This is a genomic window from Arthrobacter nitrophenolicus (genome assembly GCF_000332815.1).
Taxonomy (GTDB): Bacteria; Actinomycetota; Actinomycetes; order Actinomycetales; family Micrococcaceae; genus Arthrobacter; species Arthrobacter nitrophenolicus.
Genome location: NZ_AOFD01000002.1, coordinates 70,350 through 89,680, shown reverse-complemented (window position 1 = coordinate 89,680; position 19,331 = coordinate 70,350). Strand labels below are relative to the sequence as shown.

The following is a 19,331-nucleotide window of genomic DNA, read 5'->3' as shown; positions in this document are numbered from 1 at the left end:
CGGCTAGGGTGGTGCCATGACTGACGATGTGCACAAGAAAGCAGCTTTGGTGACCGGCGCGAGCAGCGGGATCGGGGAAGCCACGGTGCGCGCCCTGGCATCCGGCGGATGGACAGTCTTCGCCGTGGCCCGCCGGGCGGACCGGCTCGAGGCGCTGGCGGCCGAAACCGGGGCAACCGCCATTCCCGCCGATATTTCCGCGGACGACGACGTGTCCCGCTTGCTGAGCCGGGTCACCGAAGCGGGCGGCATCGACACCCTGGTCAACATTGCCGGTGGTGCCAGGGGCGCCGACCGGATCGCGGACGCCAGCACGGAGGACTGGGACTGGATGTACCGGGTGAACGTCCTGGGCACCATGAAACTGACGCGCTCCTTCCTGCCCATGCTGCGCGCCCACGGGGAAGGAACGGTGCTGAACCTCACCTCCACCGCCGGCCTTGCCGCGTACGAAGGCGGCGGAGGCTACAACGCCGCCAAATACGCCCAGCGTGCCATGACCGAGGCGCTGCGGCTGGAAGAAGCCGAACACAACATCCGCGTCATCGAAGTTGCGCCTGGACTGGTCCACACCGAGGAGTTCGCCCTCAACAGGCTCGGGAACCGGCAGGCGGCCGACAAGGTCTACCAGGGAGTGGAGAAGCCCCTGACGGCCGGGGACGTTGCGGACGTCGTCCGGTACGCCGTCAGCGCCCCGCACCACGTCAACCTGGACCAGATCGTCATCCGGCCGGTGGCCCAGGCCTCCAACTACAAGCTCATCCGCAAGGGCTAGCCCGGGGCCGCAGGACCAGGCCTACGACAGCCGGATCTCCAGCACCGCCAGGACGGCAGCGTGGTCCGTGCCCGCAACCGTGCGGACCGAGTAGCCAGACCCCGTGATGTCCGGGCTCGTGACCAGATGGTCCAGCGTCACCCCGGGAAGGTAGTAGCCGCGCATCGGCCAGGTGGGGACCAGCCGGCTTCCGGCGGCTGCGGAAACATCCACCAGCGGCCTCGTCCGGCTGTCCCCCGCCAGCAGGTCCCGGAACTCCCGGTGGTCGAGGGTGGCGTTGAAATCGCCCGCCAGCAGGAGCGGCCCGGCTCCGGCGTCAATCCGGTCCAATGCTGCGAGGTCGCTGCGCCATTGGGCGAGGCCGTCATCGACGGGCGCGAGGGTATGGACGGCGACTACCCGCAGGGCCGCTTCTTGCCCGGCAGCCGACAGGTCGACGCTGACCACGGGCATCCTGAACGGGCTGTCGGGCACCATCCCCACCTCCCGGAGCGACAACGAGGAGAAGACGGCAGCGCCGGCGGCCCTGGCCCTGGGATGCGCCACCTGGTGGGGGAGCAGGCGAGCCAAGCCGGCCGCAGACAACCTGTCCGCCAGTTCCTGGGTGTATTCCGCCACCACCAGCAGGTCCACCTGGTGTTCCTGCACCAGGTCCACGATGCCGGCGGCGTCCGCCTGGCCCAGCCCGGCATTGATGGCCATGGCTTTCACCTCCACCACCGGCTGGCCCGCGTGCGCTGTTTCAGGCGAAGCGGCCGCCGGGGGAAAGAGCCACAGTACCTGGACACCGAGAAGCGCCGCGGCCACCAGCTGCAGCGGCCTGCTGCGCGCGGCAATGGACAGCAGAAGCGCGACGGCGGCCGGCACCGTAAACCAGGGAACAAAGGCCAGCAGTTGGACGGCCATCACAGGCCAGTCAGCGGGAATGGCGCGCAGCAGGCCAATCAGCGCCACGGGAGCGGCGGCGGCTGCCGAGGCCCAGCGGAAGGCCCGGGCGCGACGACGCCGGGCGGGCGGGACCGGGGCCGCGTCAGTCATGCCTCCGATTGTAGGGACTGCCGGCGGGAAGCGGGCGGCTGAATGGAAACCTGCGCCTGATGGATAGTAGAATCGAAACCGGCTATGACCCGGCAATCACCGGTGAGCTTCCGGAAGAACACGCGGACTGGCTTGTCGAACCTGGCATCCCGGCACGCGCCAGTAGAACCGGACGGGTAAGCCCGTCACAGCAGTAATGAGTGGCCGTCGTCGCGTACGTTCCTTCCGGAGCACGCAACGCGGTAAGTGAGGTGGTACCGCGGTGAGCGTGGAGTCCGGCGGACAACACGGAAACCGTCCTCGCATCCTGAACGGAACAGAAGGCGCAAGCCGGCAGTTCGCCAAGCTCAACCCAGGATGTCGACATGACGTATTACCCCAAGGCCTCGGCCAGTACTTCCACCAGCGCGTCGTCCGGCGGCGGTGCCGCTGTGTCCGCCTCCGTGAAGTTCCCGGAGATCGAAGAGCGCATCCTGAAGTACTGGGACCAGGACGGCACCTTCCAGGCCAGCATCGACCAGCGCAGCGCCGACGCCCCCGGCGGTGAACCCGGCAGCAACGAGTTCGTGTTCTACGACGGCCCGCCCTTCGCCAACGGCCTGCCGCACTACGGCCACCTCCTCACCGGCTACGCCAAGGACCTGGTGGGCCGGTACCAGACCCAGCGCGGCAAGCGCGTTGAGCGCCGCTTCGGCTGGGACACCCACGGGCTGCCCGCCGAACTGGAAGCCATGAAGCAGCTGGGCATGACGGACAAGACCCAGATCGAAGCCATGGGCATCGACAAGTTCAATGACGCCTGCCGGGCATCCGTCATGAAATACGCCGACGAATGGCGCAGCTACGTCACCCGCCAGGCACGCTGGGTTGACTTCGATAACGACTACAAAACGCTCAACGTCGAGTACATGGAGTCCGTCCTCTGGGCTTTCAAGCAGCTGCACGAGAAAGGCCTGACCTACAACGGCTACCGCGTGCTTCCCTACTGCTGGAAGGACGAGACGCCGCTGTCCAACCACGAGCTCCGGATGGACGACGACGTCTACAAGAACCGGCAGGACCAGACCGTCACGGTCACGTTCCCCATCACAGCCGGACAGTCGGAGCTGTCGCAGAAGCTTGCCGGCGTGCAGGCGCTCGCCTGGACCACCACGCCCTGGACCCTGCCCACCAACGCCGCGCTCGCCGTCGGGCCTGCCATCTCCTACGCCGTGCTGCCGGCCGGTCCCAACGGCATCAAGGCCGCATCCGCCGATGCGCCCGTCACCGGCAGCTTCCTGCTGGCCGCCGACCTGGTGGGCAGCTATGCCAAGGACCTGGGCTACGACGACTTCGAAGCGGCCCAGGCCGCCGTCGTGTCCACGCACACCGGTGCCGAACTGGAGGGCCTGGCCTACGAGCCGCTGTGGCATGACTTTGCCGACAACGAAAAGTACGGCATGGAGAACGCCTGGCGTTTCCTGGTGGCGGATTACGTCACCACCACCGACGGCACGGGCATCGTGCACCAGGCCCCCGCCTACGGCGAGGACGACCAGAAGGTCTGCGAGGAAGCCGGGATCCCGGTCATCCTCTCCGTGGATGAAGGCGCCAAATTCCTGCCCCTGTTCAAGCACGGCGACCTCCACGACATTGTGGGCCTGCAGGTGTTCGAGGCCAACAAACCCATCACCCAGGTCCTGCGCGCCCAGGGCCGGCTCGTCAAGCAGGCAAGCTACGAGCACAGCTACCCGCACTGCTGGCGGTGCCGCAACCCGCTGATCTACCGCGCCGTCTCCTCCTGGTACGTGGAGGTCACCAAGTTCAAGGACCGGATGTACGAACTGAACCAGGAGATCAACTGGATCCCCGGCAACGTCAAGGACGGCCAGTTCGGCAAGTGGCTGGAAAACGCCCGCGACTGGTCCATCAGCCGGAACCGCTACTGGGGCAGCCCCATCCGGTGTGGCAGTCCAGCGACCCCGAATACCCCCGCACCGACGTCTACGGCTCGCTGGCGGAAATCGAGGCCGACTTCGGCCGGCTGCCGCTGAACCAGGACGGCCAGGTGGACCTGCACCGTCCGTTCATCGACGAACTGACCCGGCCCAACCCGGACGACCCGCGCACGCCCGAAGAAGGCCAGTCCGTGATGCGCCGGGTGGAGGACGTCCTGGACGTCTGGTTCGACTCCGGCTCCATGCCCTACGGCCAGGTGCATTACCCGTTCCAGAACGAAGCCTGGTTCGACTCCCACAACCCGGCAGACTTCATCGTGGAGTACATCGGGCAAACCCGCGGCTGGTTCTACATGCTGCACATCCTTTCGACGGCCCTGTTCGACCGGCCGGCGTTCCGCAACGTCATCAGCCACGGCATCGTGCTCGGCTCCGACGGGCAGAAGATGTCCAAGAGCCTGCGCAACTACCCGGACGTGTCCGAAGTGCTGGACCGCGACGGATCCGACGCCATGCGCTGGTTCCTGATGTCCAGCCCCATCCTGCGCGGCGGCAACCTGATCGTCACCGAGCAGGGCATCCGCGACGGCGTCCGGCAGGTCATCCTGCCGCTCTGGAACGTGTACAGCTTCTTCACGCTCTACACCAATGCCGCCAACGGCGGCGCCGGCTATGACGCGCAGCTGCGCTACGACGGGTACACGGACACCCTGGACCAGTACCTGCTCGCCAACACCGGCGAACTGGTGCGGAACATGACCGGGCAGCTGGACACCTACGACATCTCCGGCGCGTGCGACGAGCTCCGCGGCTACCTGGACATGCTGACCAACTGGTACGTCCGCCGCAGCCGCCAGCGCTTCTTCGACGAGGACCGGGACGCCTTCGACGCCCTGTACACCGCCCTGGAGGCTGTCTCACGTGCGGCGGCGTCGCTGCTGCCGCTGGTGACGGAAGAAATCTGGCGGGGTCTCACCGGCGGCCGCTCCGTGCACCTGGCTGACTGGCCCGACGCCGCACAGTTCCCGGCCAACCCGGACCTGGTCGAGGCCATGGACCGGGTGCAGCAGATCTGCTCCACCGGTTCCTCCCTGCGGAAGGCAGCGAACCTGCGTGTCCGCCTGCCACTCCAGGAACTCACCGTGGTGGCACCCGGGGCCGATGCGCTGGAAGGCTTCGCCGCCGTCCTCGCGGACGAACTCAACCTCCGCTCGGTCCGGCTGCTGGACGCCGCCACTGCCTCCCCCGAGGAGTTCGGCATCCAGCAGAAGCTGGTGGTCAACGCCCGCGCTGCCGGCCCCCGCCTGGGCAAGAACGTCCAGGTGGCCATCAAGGGCTCCAAGTCCGGTGACTGGTCCGTGGATGACGCCGGCGTGGTGACCGCGGGCGGGCTCCAGCTGGAACCCCAGGAGTACACGCTGGAAACCGTCGTGGCGGAATCCGACGGCGGATCGGCCTCCGTGGCGGTGCTTCCGGGCGGCGGCTTCGTGGTCCTCAACACTGAGGTCACCCCGGAGCTCGAAGCCGAAGGCCTGGCACGCGACATGGTCCGCGCCATCCAGCAGGCCCGTAAGGACGCCGGACTCAACGTCAGCGACCGGATCCGCACAACGGTGACGGCTGCCCAAAACGTGGTGGACGCCCTGCTGGCGAACGCGGAGTTGGTCAAAGGTGAAACACTGACCGTGGACCTCGCCGCGGAGCCTGCCGACCTGGCCGAGCCCGCCGTCGCCGTCGAAAAAGTGGAGGCCTAGGACATGACCGATCACTTCTCAGTGGAAAGTGTCTACGCCGAACTGCTCGGCCGGGCACCGGAAAACAAGATGGAACCCCGGCTGGCTCCGCTCTTCCGGGCCATGGAGGTGCTGGGTGAGCCCAACAAGGCGTACCCGATCATTCACGTGACGGGCACCAACGGCAAGACCTCCACCTCCCGCATGATCGAAGCCGTCCTCCGCGCCCACGGGCTGAGCACCGGCCGCTACACCAGCCCGCACCTGTCCAAAGTCACCGAGCGGATCAGCATCGACGGCCATCCGATCCCTGACGAGACGTTCGTCCGGATCTGGGATGAGATCCGTCCCTACCTGCAGATCGTGGACGCGGAACTGGAAGCGGAGGGGCAGCCGCGCCTCACGTACTTCGAGTGCCTCACCATCCTGGCTTCGCCGTCTTCGCGGACCAGCCGGTCAACGTGGCCATTATCGAGGTGGGCCTTGGCGGCATCACCGACGCCACGAACGTGGGCGACGGCCAGGTCTCGGTCATCACCCCGATTTCGCTGGACCACACCGACCTGCTGGGGGACACCCCCGGGGACATCGCCCTGGAAAAGGCCGGCATCATCAAGCCGGGCGGTTACCTGGTGAGCGCAGCGCAGCCGCTGGACGCCGCGCAGGTGCTCCTCGAGAAAGCCAAGGAAGTGGGCGTGCCGTTCCGCTTCGAGGGCGTGGAGTTCGGCGTCGAGTCCCGGACCGTGGCGGTCGGCGGCCAGATGGTCACCATCCAAGGCATCGCCGGCCGGTACCCGGACCTCCTGGTGCCCCTGCACGGTGCCCACCAGGCCCAGAACGCCGCCGTGGCGGTGGCCGCGCTGGAGGCGTTCTTCGGCGGCGAAAAGGAACTCAACTTCGAAGTGCTGCAGGAGGGCTTCGCCGGGGTGACGTCCCCCGGTCGGCTGGAAGTGGTGCGTACCGCGCCCACCATCATCGTCGACGCCGCCCACAACCCGGACGGTATCAAGGCGTCAGCCGCCGCACTGCAGGAGGCCTTCACGTTCACCCGCCTTGTTCCAGTGGTGGGCGTGCTCAAGGAAAAGGACGCCGAGGAGATCCTGCGCGAGCTCAAGGAATCCCTGGGTGGCATTGCCGAGGAATACTGCTTCACGCAGTCGAACTCGCCGCGCGCCGTTCCGGCCGCCGAACTCGCCGAACTTGCCGTTGACCTCGGCTTCGGCGAGGACAACGTGCACATCGCCGAGAAGCTTGACGACGCCCTTGAATGGGCCGTGGAGCGGGCCGAAGCCAATGACGACCTCTCCGGCGGCGTCTTGGTGACCGGTTCCATCACGCTGGTTGCGGAAGCCCGGATCCTGCTCGGAAAGACGGAGGCATAGGAATGGCCAGGCTCACCAAGGCCCAGCGGGAGTGGCGGCCGGGCATGCCCCGGAAGCGCCGCTCCACCAAGGTCATGTTCGCCTCCACGGTGCTGCTCCTGGAAGCATTCGTGATGTTCTTCGCCACCCTGGCGGTCTTTGGCCTGCGACGCGGCGAGTTTCCGCCGGCGCTGATCCTGGGCGTCGGCATCGGCCTGAGCGTGGTCATGGTCCTGGCCTGCGCTGTCCTGACAAAGCCCTGGGGCGTCGGCCTCGGCTGGATCCTGCAGATCGTGCTGGTCCTGACCGGCATCTTCGAACCCGCCATGTTCCTGGTGGGGGCCCTCTTCGCACTGGCTTGGTGGTACGGAATCAGGACCGGCATCCGGCTGGACCGCGAAGCTGCCCAGCGCGAGCGTGAGCAGGCCGAGTGGGAAGCAGCCCACCCGGACCAGGCCGCCGGTCCCGGCCAGCCGCAAACCCCCTAAACCGGCCGGATCCTGCCGGCGGGTCCCCGTAGACTTGTCCCGAAACCCCACCAACGCATTGGAGCAGTTGTGACCACTGAGCGCACCCTCGTCCTGATCAAGCCCGACGGCGTCGCCCGTAACCTCACCGGTGCCATCCTGGCCCGCGTCGAAGCCAAGGGATACACCCTTGCTGAACTGAAGAAGGTGGAAGCCACCCGCGAACTGCTCGAGCAGCACTACGAGGAGCACATTGGCAAGCCGTTCTATGAGCCGCTGGTGGAGTTCATGCTCAGCGGACCCGTGGTGGCGGCCATTTTCGAGGGCCACCGCGTCATCGAGGGCTTCCGCTCGCTGGCCGGCACCACCGATCCCACGACGGCGGCCCCGGGCACCATCCGCGGCGACTTCGGCCGCGACTGGGGCCTGAAGGTCCAGCAGAACCTGGTGCACGGCTCCGACTCCACCGATTCAGCCGAGCGCGAGATCAAGATCTGGTTCTAGGCGGCCTGAACGAAGCAAAGGGAAGGCCGGTGTTCTGACGAACACCGGCCTTCCCTTTGCTGTTACTGCGCCTAGAACCCTGACGTTCCCGCGAACACCTGGATGAACGCGAAGAAGATGCTGGCGGCCACAGCCACGTAGAGCAGGGCCACGATGATCCAGCCGGAATCAGCCACAACGCGTGCGGCGCCGGAGCGGAGCGGGATGATGCCTGCGCTGATATTCCGGATGGTGACCCAGATGAAGAGGGGGATCATGGCGGCCCAGACGATCATGCAGAAGGGGCACAGGATGTGGATGTCGTAGAGCGCCTGCGACCACAGCCACACCACGAAGGCGAAGCCAGGGTGACGCCCGTCTGCAGGCCCACCCAGAACCACCGGGCAAAGGTGGCGCCGGACAGCAGTGCCATGCCAACGGTGATGATGACGGCGAACGCCACGATCCCGATAAACATGTTGGGGAAGCCGAACAGGGAGCTCTGCCAGGTCTTCATCACATCCCCGCAGGAAATCCAAGGATTGACGTCGCACACGGTGGTGTGGTTCGGGTCCTGGAGCACGGCAAGCTTTTCCAGGACCAGGGTCCCGGAGGCCAGCCAGCCGACGGCCCCCGTGATCACCAGCAGCCAGCCGAAAGGCCGGTTGCGGGCCATGAAGGGCACGGCTGCGGAACTGGTGTCCGGGCCGGTGGTCCGGTCCGGGGCTTCGGTGCCGCTGGCGGGGGAGATGCTGGGCATTGGTATGGGGTCCTTTTCGTCCGGTGCTCCTTGCCCGATTGTAACGCCGCGGGCTGGATGCCACTCCCAGGAAAAAGGTCCGCAGCCTCCGCCTCCGCCGTGATTTCGTCCGGATGTGAGAGAATGAACCTGGCTGGAAGCCGATCCACATTCGGACTCCGGTCCGGTGGACTGTTCTCAAGACCGCCAATGATGAGCAGGGCAGGCTTCGAAGGCTGACAGCACTCCCGCGACTCCATTGGACGGCACCTGGTTGTGGCGCGTAGAACAACGGGTTTCAGGACGTCCCCCGGCTCCCACGGGCTGCCGCACCCCAATGCCGGTGCGAACCTGGGAGTATCCACTTGACTTCTGTCAACGCCTGCGGGTTTTGACAATATGTGCCCCAATGGGTGCCGGATGTGGCGGTACGTCAGGGGCAGGAGTGTAGCTGCATATGGAAAACGAGCAAGACTTGGCCGTTAACGGCGAAACGACGGCCACAGAGCCCGCCGTTGCACCCAAGAGGACCCGCCGCAAGGCGGCACCGAAAACCGACGACGGCGGCGCCACTGTCCCGGCCGACGCCGCCACCGCGGAGAATGTCGAGGCTGCGGCGGAGGAAACCAAGGCACCGGCCCGCCGGACCCGTGCACGCAAGAAGGTAGACGCCGCGGAGCCCCTCCCCGTGTTCGCCGGCGACGCCGCAGAGACCGCAGCCGCTTCGGCTGATGCCGCCGAGGGCGCGCCTGCCGCGCCGGAAGCGGAAGAGAAACCCGTCCGCCGCCGTCGGGTTGCCACCCGGAAGGCCGCTGCCCCGGCAGCCGGGGCTGCAGCAGCAGAGCCGGCTGCAGAAGCTGCGCCGGCGGAAACTGTTTCCGCGCAGCCGGAGGCGGCTGCCGGCGGAGCAGAAGACACCGCCGCAGCACCTGCCGCGGAGCAAACACCTGAGGCAGCGCCCGAAGAGGCGCCCGCAGCTGCGGACACCGCCCAGGCGCCGTCGGACGCTGCCGCCGCCAGTGAAGCGCCGCAACAGCCAGTGGCCGGGCAAGCAACCGAGACGGAGGAGCCTGCAAAGGAGGCTGCCAGCCCCTTCGCCTCGCTGTTCCTGGAACCGGCTTCCCCTACTTCCGTACTGTTCCAGGCCCCGGACCTGAGCACTGTCGTGCGCCCGGCTCCGGCCGTCCCCGAGGAAGTGGAAGAGGACGACGCCGAGGACGACGACACCGACGATTCAGCCGGCCGCCGCAGGCGCCGCAGCCGTGGCCGCCGCAGCCGCGGCCGTAGCGAAGACCGCGCCGCGGAGGCTGCCACTGACGGCGATGCCGGCGAAGACGCCGAAGCGGAGGGCGACGAAGGGTCTGCCCTGCTGGAAGAGGGCGTCACCTCCCGCCGGCGGCGCCGGCGGCGCCGCGGCGACCAGGACCTCGAACTGACCGGTGGCGGGGACGACGATCCGCCCAACACGGTGACCCGCGTCCGTGCGCCCCGCGCGGTGAGCGAAGCGCCCGTGAGCAACCGGGTGGCCAGCGTCAAGGGTTCCACCCGCCTTGAAGCGAAGAAGCAGCGCCGGCGTGAGTCCCGCGATACCGGGCGCCGCCGCACGGTGATCACCGAGGCAGAGTTCCTGGCGCGCCGGGAATCCGTGGACCGCCAGATGATCGTCCGCCAGCGCGACGACAGGATCCAGATCGCAGTCCTCGAAGACGGCGTCCTGGCCGAGCACTTCGTCTCCAAGACCCAGCAGGACTCGCTGATCGGCAACGTGTACCTGGGCAAGGTCCAGAATGTGCTGCCGTCCATGGAGGCGGCATTCGTTGACATCGGGCGCGGCCGCAACGCCGTCCTGTACGCCGGTGAAGTCAACTGGGAAGCCGTCAACCTCGAAGGCAAGCAGCGCCGGATCGAGAACGCCCTCAAGTCGGGCGACACCGTCCTGGTCCAGGTGACCAAGGACCCGGTGGGCCACAAGGGCGCACGCCTGACCAGCCAGATCTCGCTGCCCGGCCGCTACCTCGTGTACGTCCCCGGCGGGTCCATGACGGGCATCTCACGCAAACTGCCCGACGTCGAACGCAACCGGCTCAAGCGCATCCTCAAGGACCGCCTCCCGGAGCAGGCCGGCGTGATTGTGCGCACCGCGGCGGAAGGGGCGTCCGAGGAAGAGCTCACCCACGACATCAACCGGCTGCGCGCCCAGTGGGAAGGCATCGAAAGCCAGTCCACCTCCACCAAGGTCCTGGCTCCCGAACTGCTGTACGGCGAACCGGACCTCACCATCAAGGTGGTGCGCGATGTCTTCAACGAGGACTTCTCCAAGCTGATCGTCTCCGGTGAAGAGGCCTGGGACACCATCGAGGCCTATGTCACCTACGTTGCCCCGGACCTGGTGGGCCGCCTCGAGAAGTGGACCAAGGACCAGGACATCTTTGCCGCCTGGCGGATCGACGAGCAGATCCACAAGGCCCTGGAACGGAAGGTCTTCCTCCCGTCCGGCGGTTCCCTGGTAATCGACCGCACCGAAGCCATGACCGTGGTGGACGTCAACACGGGCAAGTTCACGGGCAGCGGCGGCAACCTGGAGGAAACCGTCACCAAGAACAACCTCGAAGCAGCCGAGGAAGTGGTGCGCCAGCTCCGCCTCCGCGACATCGGCGGCATCATCGTCATCGACTTCATCGACATGGTCCTGGAATCCAACCGCGACCTTGTGCTGCGCCGGCTGGTGGAGTGCCTGGGCCGCGACCGCACCAAGCACCAGGTCGCCGAGGTCACGTCCCTGGGCCTGGTCCAGATGACCCGCAAGCGCATGGGCACCGGGCTCCTGGAGGTATTCGGAGAGCAGTGCGAGGCCTGCGCCGGACGCGGTGTCGTCACCCATGACGACCCCGTGGAGCACCGCCGCGCCAACATCGTTGCCGCTGAACACCATGTCCAGCGCACCGACAACCGGCCTGACGCCCGGGCCGAAGGCCACCGGAACGAGGGCCAGCGGACCGACAGCAGCCAGCCCGGGGGACGCCCTGACCGCAAGCGCCGGCGCGGACGCGGCGGCCAGCAGCCCCGAGGCTGCCCCGGCAGCCGCGGTGCATGTCCACACCGTCCATCCGGACCCGGCCGACGCCGAGCGCCACGCCAAAGCTGAAGCCACCCGGCTGGCCCTTGCCAACATCGCGGCGGCCGCGCATGCTGCGCACCTGCATGACGACGAGGTTGCGGCGGCCCGGCAGGCGCAGTCGGGCGCGCAGCCGGCAGCGCCGGCCGTGGAAGAGAAGCACGACGCCGGCACCCCGCCACGTCCTGCGGCTGTCCTGACCTTCGGCGGCGAGAAGGTTGTCCTTCCGTTCGTGGAGCATGCGGAAGAGCAGCAGCCCCGCCCGGCCCTCACCCTGGACAGGCTTGCCGAAGCGTTCGCCCACCTGGGCGAACCGGCACCTGCCGCCGAAACACCGTCGGAAGAGCCGGAAGCCAAGCGGCCCGAGGCCGTTCCGGCGCAGGTGGAGCAGCCGGTTGCCCCCGCGGAAGCGGGGAAGGACTGGTCTGACCACACGGTGGAACAGTCCCGCCAGCGCCGGCCGCGGCGCAACCGCAGCGCCAGCCGCGCCCAGGGTGCCGCCAACGAAACCACCGTGCAGCAGCACGAGAACGTTCCGGCGGCCAGTGCCGGACATACCCATGCTGCAAAGGCCCCGGAACCCGCGGCGTCCTCACCGAAAGGCAAGGACGGCGCGCCCAAGCCCGCCGAAGCGCCCATCATCCTGGGCGTCGGCGTTCCTGCCTCGGAGCTCTAGCCCGGGCAGGGCCAGCCACCGGGAAGTCCCCGTCTCATGGACGATTCCCCTCCGCATTCCGGGGGGAACGGTCCATGAAGCGGGGACTTCCTGCATGCGGGGGCTGTCACTTTTCCCGGGCTCCCATGTCAGCGGCTAGGCTGGGAAACCGACACGGGGTGCCGCGCGAAGGGCCGGCTGAGATCCAGACCCGTTGAACCTGTCCGGCTAGTACCGGCGAAGGGATGTCTTTTGTCTTCGACGCTCTTAATACCCGCGGAAACTTCCCAGCCAGGCGCTGTCCCGGATGCAACCGTCCAGGCCGCGTCCGCCCGGCCGGCGGCAGGCCGGGACGTGCCGCGCGTCCTGTCCATTGCCGGCTCGGACCCGTCAGGCGGCGCCGGGATCCAGGCGGACCTGAAAAGCATCGCGGCACACGGTGGCTACGGCATGGCCGCCATCACCGCGCTGACCGCGCAGAACACCCGCGGCGTGGCGGCAGTCCACCTGCCGCCCGCGTCATTCCTCGCCAGCCAGCTGGACGCCATCAGCGACGACATCACCATCGACGCCGTCAAAATCGGCATGCTGGGCGACGCCGGGGTTATCGCCACAGTGCGGACCTGGCTGGAGAAGGTGCGTCCCGCAGTCATGGTCCTCGATCCGGTGATGGTGGCCACCAGCGGCGACCGGCTGCTCCAGGAATCCGCCGAGGCGGCGCTTCGCGACCTGCTGCCGCTGGCCCACCTCATCACGCCGAACCTGGCCGAACTTGCGATGCTCGTGGGCGAAGAGCCCCAGGATTCCTGGGCCGGGGCCCTTGAACAGGGCCGGAAGCTGGCCGACGCCACCGGAGCAACGGTGCTGGTGAAGGGCGGCCACCTGTCAGGTGCGCAGTGCCCGGACGCCCTGGTCAACACTGCCGGCCTGCTGCGGGCCGAAGTCATCGAGGTGCCGGGGGAGCGGGTGGCCACCAGGAACAGCCACGGAACGGGCTGCTCGCTGTCCTCTGCAATGGCCACGGTGCAGGCGCGGCTGGGGGACTGGGAAGCAGCGCTGCGGGAAGTGAAGCCCTGGCTGGCAGGAGCGCTGGGGGACTCTGCCCGGCTTGAGGTAGGGACCGGGAACGGGCCCGTGCACCACTTCCACCACCTGCGGCCCGTTCCGCAGCCGGGGGCGTTTGAGGCCCTGCTCCGGGCGGAAGCCGAAGCGGACCTGGATGCCATCTACCGCCTGGACTTCATCCGCGGCCTGGTCTCGGGCAGCCTGCCGGAACAGGAATTTGCCTACTACCTGGCCCAGGACGCCATTTACCTCAACGGCTACTCCCGCGTGCTGGCACGGGCAAGCGCCCTGGCACCCACTGAAGCGGAGCAGCTGTTCTGGGCCGGATCCGCGCAGCAGTGCCTGGAGGTTGAGTCCGAGCTGCACCGGTCCTGGTTGAGCACGCGTCCCGTCCGGGCCGAACTCGGCCCCGTGACAAAGTCCTACGTCGACCACCTCACCGCGGCCTCGGCGTCGGGCAGCTACGCGGTGCTTGCCGCGGCTGTCCTGCCGTGCTTCTGGCTGTATGCGGAGGTGGGCAAGACCCTCCACGCACAGTTCCTCGCCGCGGGGGAACCGGCCGGCCACCCCTACGCGGAGTGGCTCCGGACCTACGCTGACGAGGACTTTGCCGCAGCGACCCGCAAGGCAATTGCCATCGTGGACGCGGCCGGACGGGCCGGCTCGGACGGCGAACGGGCCGCCATGGTCACGGCCTTTAAACAGTCCTGCCGCCTGGAAGTGGACTTTTTCGACGCGCCGCGGCTGCACGCCTGAGCCTCCGGGCCCCGTCCCGCCGGTACCATTGTTGGTGCGCGGTCCCGCCGCCCGGCCGGCCTGTGGTTGCTATCACAGCCGGCGCGCCGGAGCCAGCCTCATTTGCGGCCGAAGACGAAATTAGCGTAGTCTAGTTCTTCGGTGCTTACGCCAACACTTGGGTTATGACCCCACGGCGTTGAGGCACAGCGAGAAGCCAGCCTGTTAGAGCCGGTTCCGCACGCAAATTTAGTTAGAAACGTCGAGAGAAGTGAGTTCCCAAGTGGTGTACGCGATTGTCCGCGCAGGCGGCCGCCAAGAGAAGGTTTCCGTCGGAGACTTCGTTACCCTGAACCGCGTCGCCGGTGGGGCTGGCAGCACCATTCAGCTGCCCGCGCTGCTCCTGGTAGACGGTGACAAGGTCACCTCCGCCGCTGCTGACCTGGCCAAGGTGACTGTTACGGCTGAGATCCTCCAGGACCTCCGCGGTCCCAAGGTTGTCATCCAGAAGTTCAAGAACAAGACCGGTTACAAGAAGCGCCAGGGTCACCGCCAGGAACTGACCAAGGTCAAGATCACCGGCATCAAGTAACCACCGGTTACTGTTCAGGTTTTTCAGCAAATTCCCCAGAATTTAGAGGCAGGCATTTCAGATGGCACATAAAAAGGGCGCGAGCTCCACTCGCAACGGCCGCGACTCCAACGCTCAGTACCTCGGCGTCAAGCGCTTCGGCGGCCAGGTAGTTTCCGCCGGCGAGATCATCGTCCGCCAGCGTGGCACCCACTTCCACCCGGGCGCCGGCGTGGGCCGTGGCGGCGACGACACCCTGTTCGCACTGACCCCGGGAGCCGTTGAATTCGGTACCCGCCGCGGTCGCCGCGTCGTCAACATCGTTGCTGCTGCAGCTGCAGAGTAACAACCAGCATTAAAGCGGTGGAGCGGGCCTGATGGCCCGCTCCACTGTTCTTTTAACCGCATTACAATCGTGATGGCGCTTTTGGCGCCGCGAAAACAGCACTGAGGAGATTTACGTGGCCAGCTTTGTAGACCGGGTAGTACTGCACGTATCCGGCGGTAGCGGCGGCCACGGGTGCGTCTCCGTCCACCGCGAGAAGTTCAAGCCCCTCGGCGGGCCCGACGGCGGCAACGGCGGCAACGGCGGGGACGTCATCCTGCGCGTGGACCACCAGACCACCACCCTCCTTGACTACCACCACGCACCGCACCGCCACGCCACCAACGGCGGTCCCGGCATGGGCGACTGGCGCGGCGGCAAGAACGGCGAGACCCTGGTCCTGCCTGTTCCCGACGGCACCGTGGTGAAGTCCAAGGACGGCACCGTCCTGGCGGATCTCGTGGGCGAAGGCGCCGAATTTGTGGCGGCGGCCGGCGGCATCGGCGGCCTGGGCAACGCGGCCCTGTCCTCCCAGAAGCGCCGGGCTCCGGGCTTCGCGCTCCTCGGCATCGAGGGCGAATCCCGGGACATCGTCCTGGAGCTGAAGTCCATTGCGGACATTGCACTGGTCGGCTTCCCTTCAGCGGGCAAGTCCAGCCTGATCGCCGCCATGTCCGCCGCCCGGCCCAAGATTGCCGATTATCCCTTCACCACCCTCATTCCAAACCTTGGCGTGGTGCAGGCAGGCGATGTCCGTTTCACCATCGCCGACGTGCCCGGGCTGATCGAAGGGGCCAGCGAGGGCAAGGGCCTCGGCCACCACTTCCTGCGCCACGTGGAGCGCTGCGCCGCGCTGGTCCATGTCCTTGACTGCGGCACCCTGGAATCGGACCGCGACCCCCTCAGCGACCTCGCCATCATCGAGCCGAGCTTGAGAAGTACGCCGTGGACATGAGCTACGCCGGCCAGGACGGCGAAGTTGTTCCGTTGAATCACCGCCCGCGCCTGGTGGCGCTGAACAAGGTGGACCTGCCGGACGGCAAGGACATGGCCGACTTCGTCCGCCCCGAGCTGGAGTCCCGCGGGTACCGGGTGTTCGAGGTGTCCGCCACCAGCCATGAAGGACTGCGCCAGCTCGGCTTCGCCATGGCGGAGATCGTCCAGGCGGCCCGCGACGCGGTGGCTGCCGCGCCGCCCAAGGTGCAGCCGGCCGTGCTGCGGCCGCGCGCGGTCAACGAAACCGGCTTCCGGATCCGCCGCGAGGAAAAGAACCTGGAGCCGCTGTTCCGGGTCCTGGGCGAGAAGCCCGTGCGCTGGGTCAAGCAGACCGATTTCACCAACGAGGAAGCCATCGGCTACCTCGCCGACCGCCTGGCGAAGCTCGGCGTCGAAACGGAACTGTTCAAGCAGGGCGCCAAGCCCGGCGATACCGTGGTGATCGGCGAGGACGACGGCGTCGTCTTCGACTGGGAGCCCACCATGATGGCGGGTGCCGAGCTCCTGGCGTCCCCGCGCGGAACGGACGTCCGGTTCGCGGACATTGGTGACCGTCCCACCCGCAGCCAGAAGCGCGAAGAGCAGCAGGAGCGCAAGGATGCCAAGGCTGCGGCCCGGGCGGAGCTGGAGGCTGAGCGCAAGGCCGGCATCTGGACCGAGTCCGTGAGCAGCCGCCGCGTGGCCAAGCCCCTTAAGGAAAGCGGACTCGACGCCGATGACTTCTAGGACGGCCGCCGCAGAACCGGAAACCCGGGCCGTGGACAGGAGTGTGCTCGCCAACGCCCGCCGCGTGGTGGTCAAAGTCGGTTCGTCGTCGCTGACCAGCATCAAGGGCGGCATCGCCGAGGAATCACTCATCGCCCTCGCCGATGCCCTGGCCGCCAAGCGCAACGCGGGCACGGAACTGATCCTGGTGTCCTCCGGCGCCATTGCCGCCGGGCTGGCCCCGCTGGGTCTCGCCAAGCGGCCGCGGGACCTGGCAACCCAGCAGGCCGCGGCCAGTGTGGGGCAGGGGCTGCTGATGGCCCGTTACACCCAGGCCTTCGGGGCGCACGGCGTGACGGTCAGCCAGGTGCTGCTTACCGCCGAAGACCTGATGCGCCGGAGCCAGCACACCAACGCCTTCCGGGCCCTTGACCGGCTCCTGAACCTGGGCGTGGTCCCTGTCGTCAACGAGAATGACACCGTCGCCACGCACGAGATCCGGTTCGGCGACAACGACCGGCTCGCCGCCCTGGTGGCGCACCTGGTCCGGGCCGACGCTCTGGTGCTGCTGTCCGACGTCGACTCCCTTTACGACGGCCCGCCGTCGCACGGGGCCAAGCGGATTCCCCTGGTCGAAGGACCCCACGACCTCGAAGGCGTCACCATCGGCAAAGCCGGCAAGGCCGGCGTCGGCACCGGCGGGATGATGACCAAGGTGGAGGCAGCCACCATGGCCGCCGGCTCCGGCATCCACGCCCTGGTCACCTCCACGCCCAACGCGGCCGCCGCCCTGAACGGCGAAGACGTGGGCACCTGGTTCACTGTCAACGGCTCACGCAAACCCGTCCGTCTCCTCTGGCTGGCACACGTCGCCTCCGTGCAGGGCCGCCTGGTCCTGGACGACGGCGCGGTGCGGGCCGTGCGGCACCACCGCACCTCCCTGCTGCCCGCGGGCATCTCGGCGGTACACGGGGATTTTGAAGCCGGCGACGCCGTCGAGATCGCGGGTGCCGACGGCACCGTGGTGGCGCGCGGGCTGGTGAACTACTCGTCCGAGGAACTGCCGCGCATGCTCGGACGGTCCACCCGGGACCTCGGGGAGGAACTGGGCACCGGCTACGACCGCGAAGTTGTTCATGTTGACGACCTGGTTCTGGTCTGAGTCCCCGGCTCGCCTAAACTTGGAACATGACTGAGGCCCTGATTTCCAACACTGCTGACAATTCCGTAGACGCTGCCGCTGCCGGTGCGCAGCCGGGCACGCCTGCAGCAGCGCCGGAATCCGCCTCGGTTCCCCTCTCCGAGGCCGAGGTCCAGGCTGCAGTCCACGCCATCGCCGACCGTTCACGCACCGCCGCCCGCCGGATGGCCATGGCCAACCGTGCCTGGAAGGACCGGGCACTGCGGGCAGTGGGCGCCGCCCTGGAGGAAAACACCCAGGCGATCCTGGCCGCGAACGCCACGGACGTTGCCGCCGGCAAGGCCAACGGCACCTCCGTTGCCATGCTTGACCGCCTGACGCTGACCGAGGCCCGCATCGCCGGCTGGTGGCAGCGCTCGAAAACCTGGCCAACCTGCCCGACCCCGTCGGCAACGTGGTCCGCGGCCAGACCCTGCCCAACGGCCTGCGCCTGCGCCAGGTCAACGTCCCCATGGGCGTGGTGGCAGCCATCTACGAAGCCCGCCCCAACGTCACCGTGGACATCGCCGGCCTGGCCCTCAAGAGCGGCAACGCCGTGATCCTGCGCGGCGGCAGCGCTGCCGAGGCCACCAACGAGGTCCTGGTGCGGGTGCTGCGTGAGGCCCTCGAATCCGTCGGCCTGCCCGCCGACGCCGTGCAGACCGTGGACCAGTACGGACGCGCCGGCGCCAACGTGCTCATGCGGGCCCGCGGCAGGGTGGACGTCCTGATTCCCCGCGGCGGCCGGGACCTCATCCAGACGGTGGTCAACAACTCCGCCGTCCCCGTCATCGAGACGGGGGAGGGCAACGTGCATATCTTCATCGACGAATCCGCCGGCGAAGAGATGGCCGTGGAGATCCTGCTCAACGCCAAGACCCAGCGGCCCAGCGTCTGCAACACCGTTGAAACGCTCCTGGTCCACTCCGGGTCCACTGTACTTCCCGCCGTCGCTGCCGCCCTGAGCAAGGCCGGCGTGCGGCTGCACGCGGATGACCGCATCCGTGCCGCCCTGCCTGCCAACATCGAGGCGGAACCGGCCACGGATGAGGACTGGGGCACCGAGTACATGGACCTGGATCTGGCCGTTGCCATGGTGGACAGCCTCGATGAGGCCGTCAGTCACATCCGCACCTGGTCCACCGGCCACACCGAAGCCATCCTCACCAACAACCTCGCCAACGCCGAACGGTTCATTGCCGAAGTCGATTCGGCAGCGGTCATCGTGAACGCGTCCACGCGGTTCACCGACGGCGGTGAACTGGGGCTGGGGGCCGAGGTGGGCATCTCCACGCAGAAACTGCATGCCCGCGGTCCGATGGGCCTGACCGAGCTCACCACCACCAAGTGGATCGTGCAGGGCGAGGGCCAAGTCCGCGGGTAGCAACGCGGTAACATAGACCAGACGCCAGAAAGCAGCGGACCTTTCCGCTGCCACCAACCTTTGAAAC

General features: G+C 67.6%; 8 protein-coding genes, 6 pseudogenes and 1 riboswitch. Of the genes and pseudogenes, 12 read left to right on the top strand and 2 right to left on the bottom strand.

Features of this window, described 5'->3' with window-relative positions; translation table 11 throughout:
* Positions 1 to 16: 16 nt before the first annotated feature.
* Positions 17 to 775 carry an SDR family oxidoreductase gene (locus tag G205_RS00985; RefSeq protein ID WP_035751645.1) on the top strand — a complete coding sequence of 253 codons (759 nt, stop codon included), beginning with the start codon at positions 17 to 19 and terminating at the stop codon, positions 773 to 775.
* A 21-nt stretch (positions 776 to 796) separates the two neighbouring features.
* Here the strand turns inward: G205_RS00985 and G205_RS00980 are convergent, their stop codons facing one another.
* On the bottom strand, positions 797 to 1,813 hold the full coding sequence (locus tag G205_RS00980; protein WP_009372872.1) for an endonuclease/exonuclease/phosphatase family protein: 1,017 nt from the start codon (positions 1,811 to 1,813) through the stop codon (positions 797 to 799).
* Between the two features lie 365 nt (positions 1,814 to 2,178).
* Between G205_RS00980 and ileS the strand changes: the two are divergent.
* From ileS to ndk, 4 genes and pseudogenes are all read left to right on the top strand, one after another.
* A pseudogene (gene ileS / locus G205_RS23355) lies at positions 2,179 to 5,504 on the top strand (isoleucine--tRNA ligase).
* 3 nt (positions 5,505 to 5,507) lie between these two features.
* Positions 5,508 to 6,865 (top strand): annotated as a pseudogene (locus G205_RS00970) (bifunctional folylpolyglutamate synthase/dihydrofolate synthase).
* A 2-nt stretch (positions 6,866 to 6,867) separates the two neighbouring features.
* Positions 6,868 to 7,332 carry a DUF4233 domain-containing protein gene (locus G205_RS00965; RefSeq protein WP_009372871.1) on the top strand — a complete coding sequence of 155 codons (465 nt, stop codon included), beginning with the start codon at positions 6,868 to 6,870 and terminating at the stop codon, positions 7,330 to 7,332.
* A gap of 69 nt (positions 7,333 to 7,401) precedes the next feature.
* The gene (ndk, locus tag G205_RS00960; RefSeq protein ID WP_009372870.1) at positions 7,402 to 7,815 is read left to right on the top strand and encodes a nucleoside-diphosphate kinase; all 414 of its coding nucleotides are present in this window, start codon (positions 7,402 to 7,404) and stop codon (positions 7,813 to 7,815) included.
* Between the two features lie 71 nt (positions 7,816 to 7,886).
* Here the strand turns inward: ndk and G205_RS00955 are convergent.
* Positions 7,887 to 8,554 (bottom strand): annotated as a pseudogene (locus tag G205_RS00955) (vitamin K epoxide reductase family protein).
* Between the two features lie 436 nt (positions 8,555 to 8,990).
* On the opposite strand from G205_RS00955, the pseudogene G205_RS00950 reads away from it, so the two are divergent.
* The 7 genes and pseudogenes from G205_RS00950 (at position 8,991) to G205_RS00920 (ending at position 19,264) form a co-directional block, all read left to right on the top strand.
* Positions 8,991 to 12,324, top strand: a pseudogene (locus tag G205_RS00950) (Rne/Rng family ribonuclease).
* A 144-nt stretch (positions 12,325 to 12,468) separates the two neighbouring features.
* A riboswitch (TPP riboswitch) is annotated at positions 12,469 to 12,566 on the top strand.
* Between the two features lie 91 nt (positions 12,567 to 12,657).
* The gene (gene thiD / locus G205_RS00945; RefSeq protein ID WP_009372869.1) at positions 12,658 to 14,124 is read left to right on the top strand and encodes a bifunctional hydroxymethylpyrimidine kinase/phosphomethylpyrimidine kinase; all 1,467 of its coding nucleotides are present in this window, start codon (positions 12,658 to 12,660) and stop codon (positions 14,122 to 14,124) included.
* Between the two features lie 262 nt (positions 14,125 to 14,386).
* Positions 14,387 to 14,695 (top strand): 50S ribosomal protein L21, encoded by a 309-nt coding sequence (gene rplU, locus G205_RS00940; protein ID WP_035751639.1) that lies wholly within the window; start codon positions 14,387 to 14,389, stop codon positions 14,693 to 14,695.
* Between the two features lie 61 nt (positions 14,696 to 14,756).
* A complete protein-coding gene (gene rpmA / locus G205_RS00935) occupies positions 14,757 to 15,020 on the top strand; it encodes a 50S ribosomal protein L27 (protein WP_009372867.1) in 264 nt (87 codons plus the stop codon).
* 115 nt (positions 15,021 to 15,135) lie between these two features.
* Positions 15,136 to 16,721: pseudogene (gene obgE / locus G205_RS00930) on the top strand (GTPase ObgE).
* Complete coding sequence (gene proB / locus G205_RS00925; RefSeq protein WP_009372866.1) at positions 16,711 to 17,862, top strand: glutamate 5-kinase; 1,152 nt, start codon at positions 16,711 to 16,713, stop codon at positions 17,860 to 17,862. The pseudogene obgE and the gene proB overlap by 11 nt, the downstream one beginning before the upstream one ends.
* A gap of 26 nt (positions 17,863 to 17,888) precedes the next feature.
* A pseudogene (locus tag G205_RS00920) lies at positions 17,889 to 19,264 on the top strand (glutamate-5-semialdehyde dehydrogenase).
* Positions 19,265 to 19,331: the final 67 nt, after the last annotated feature.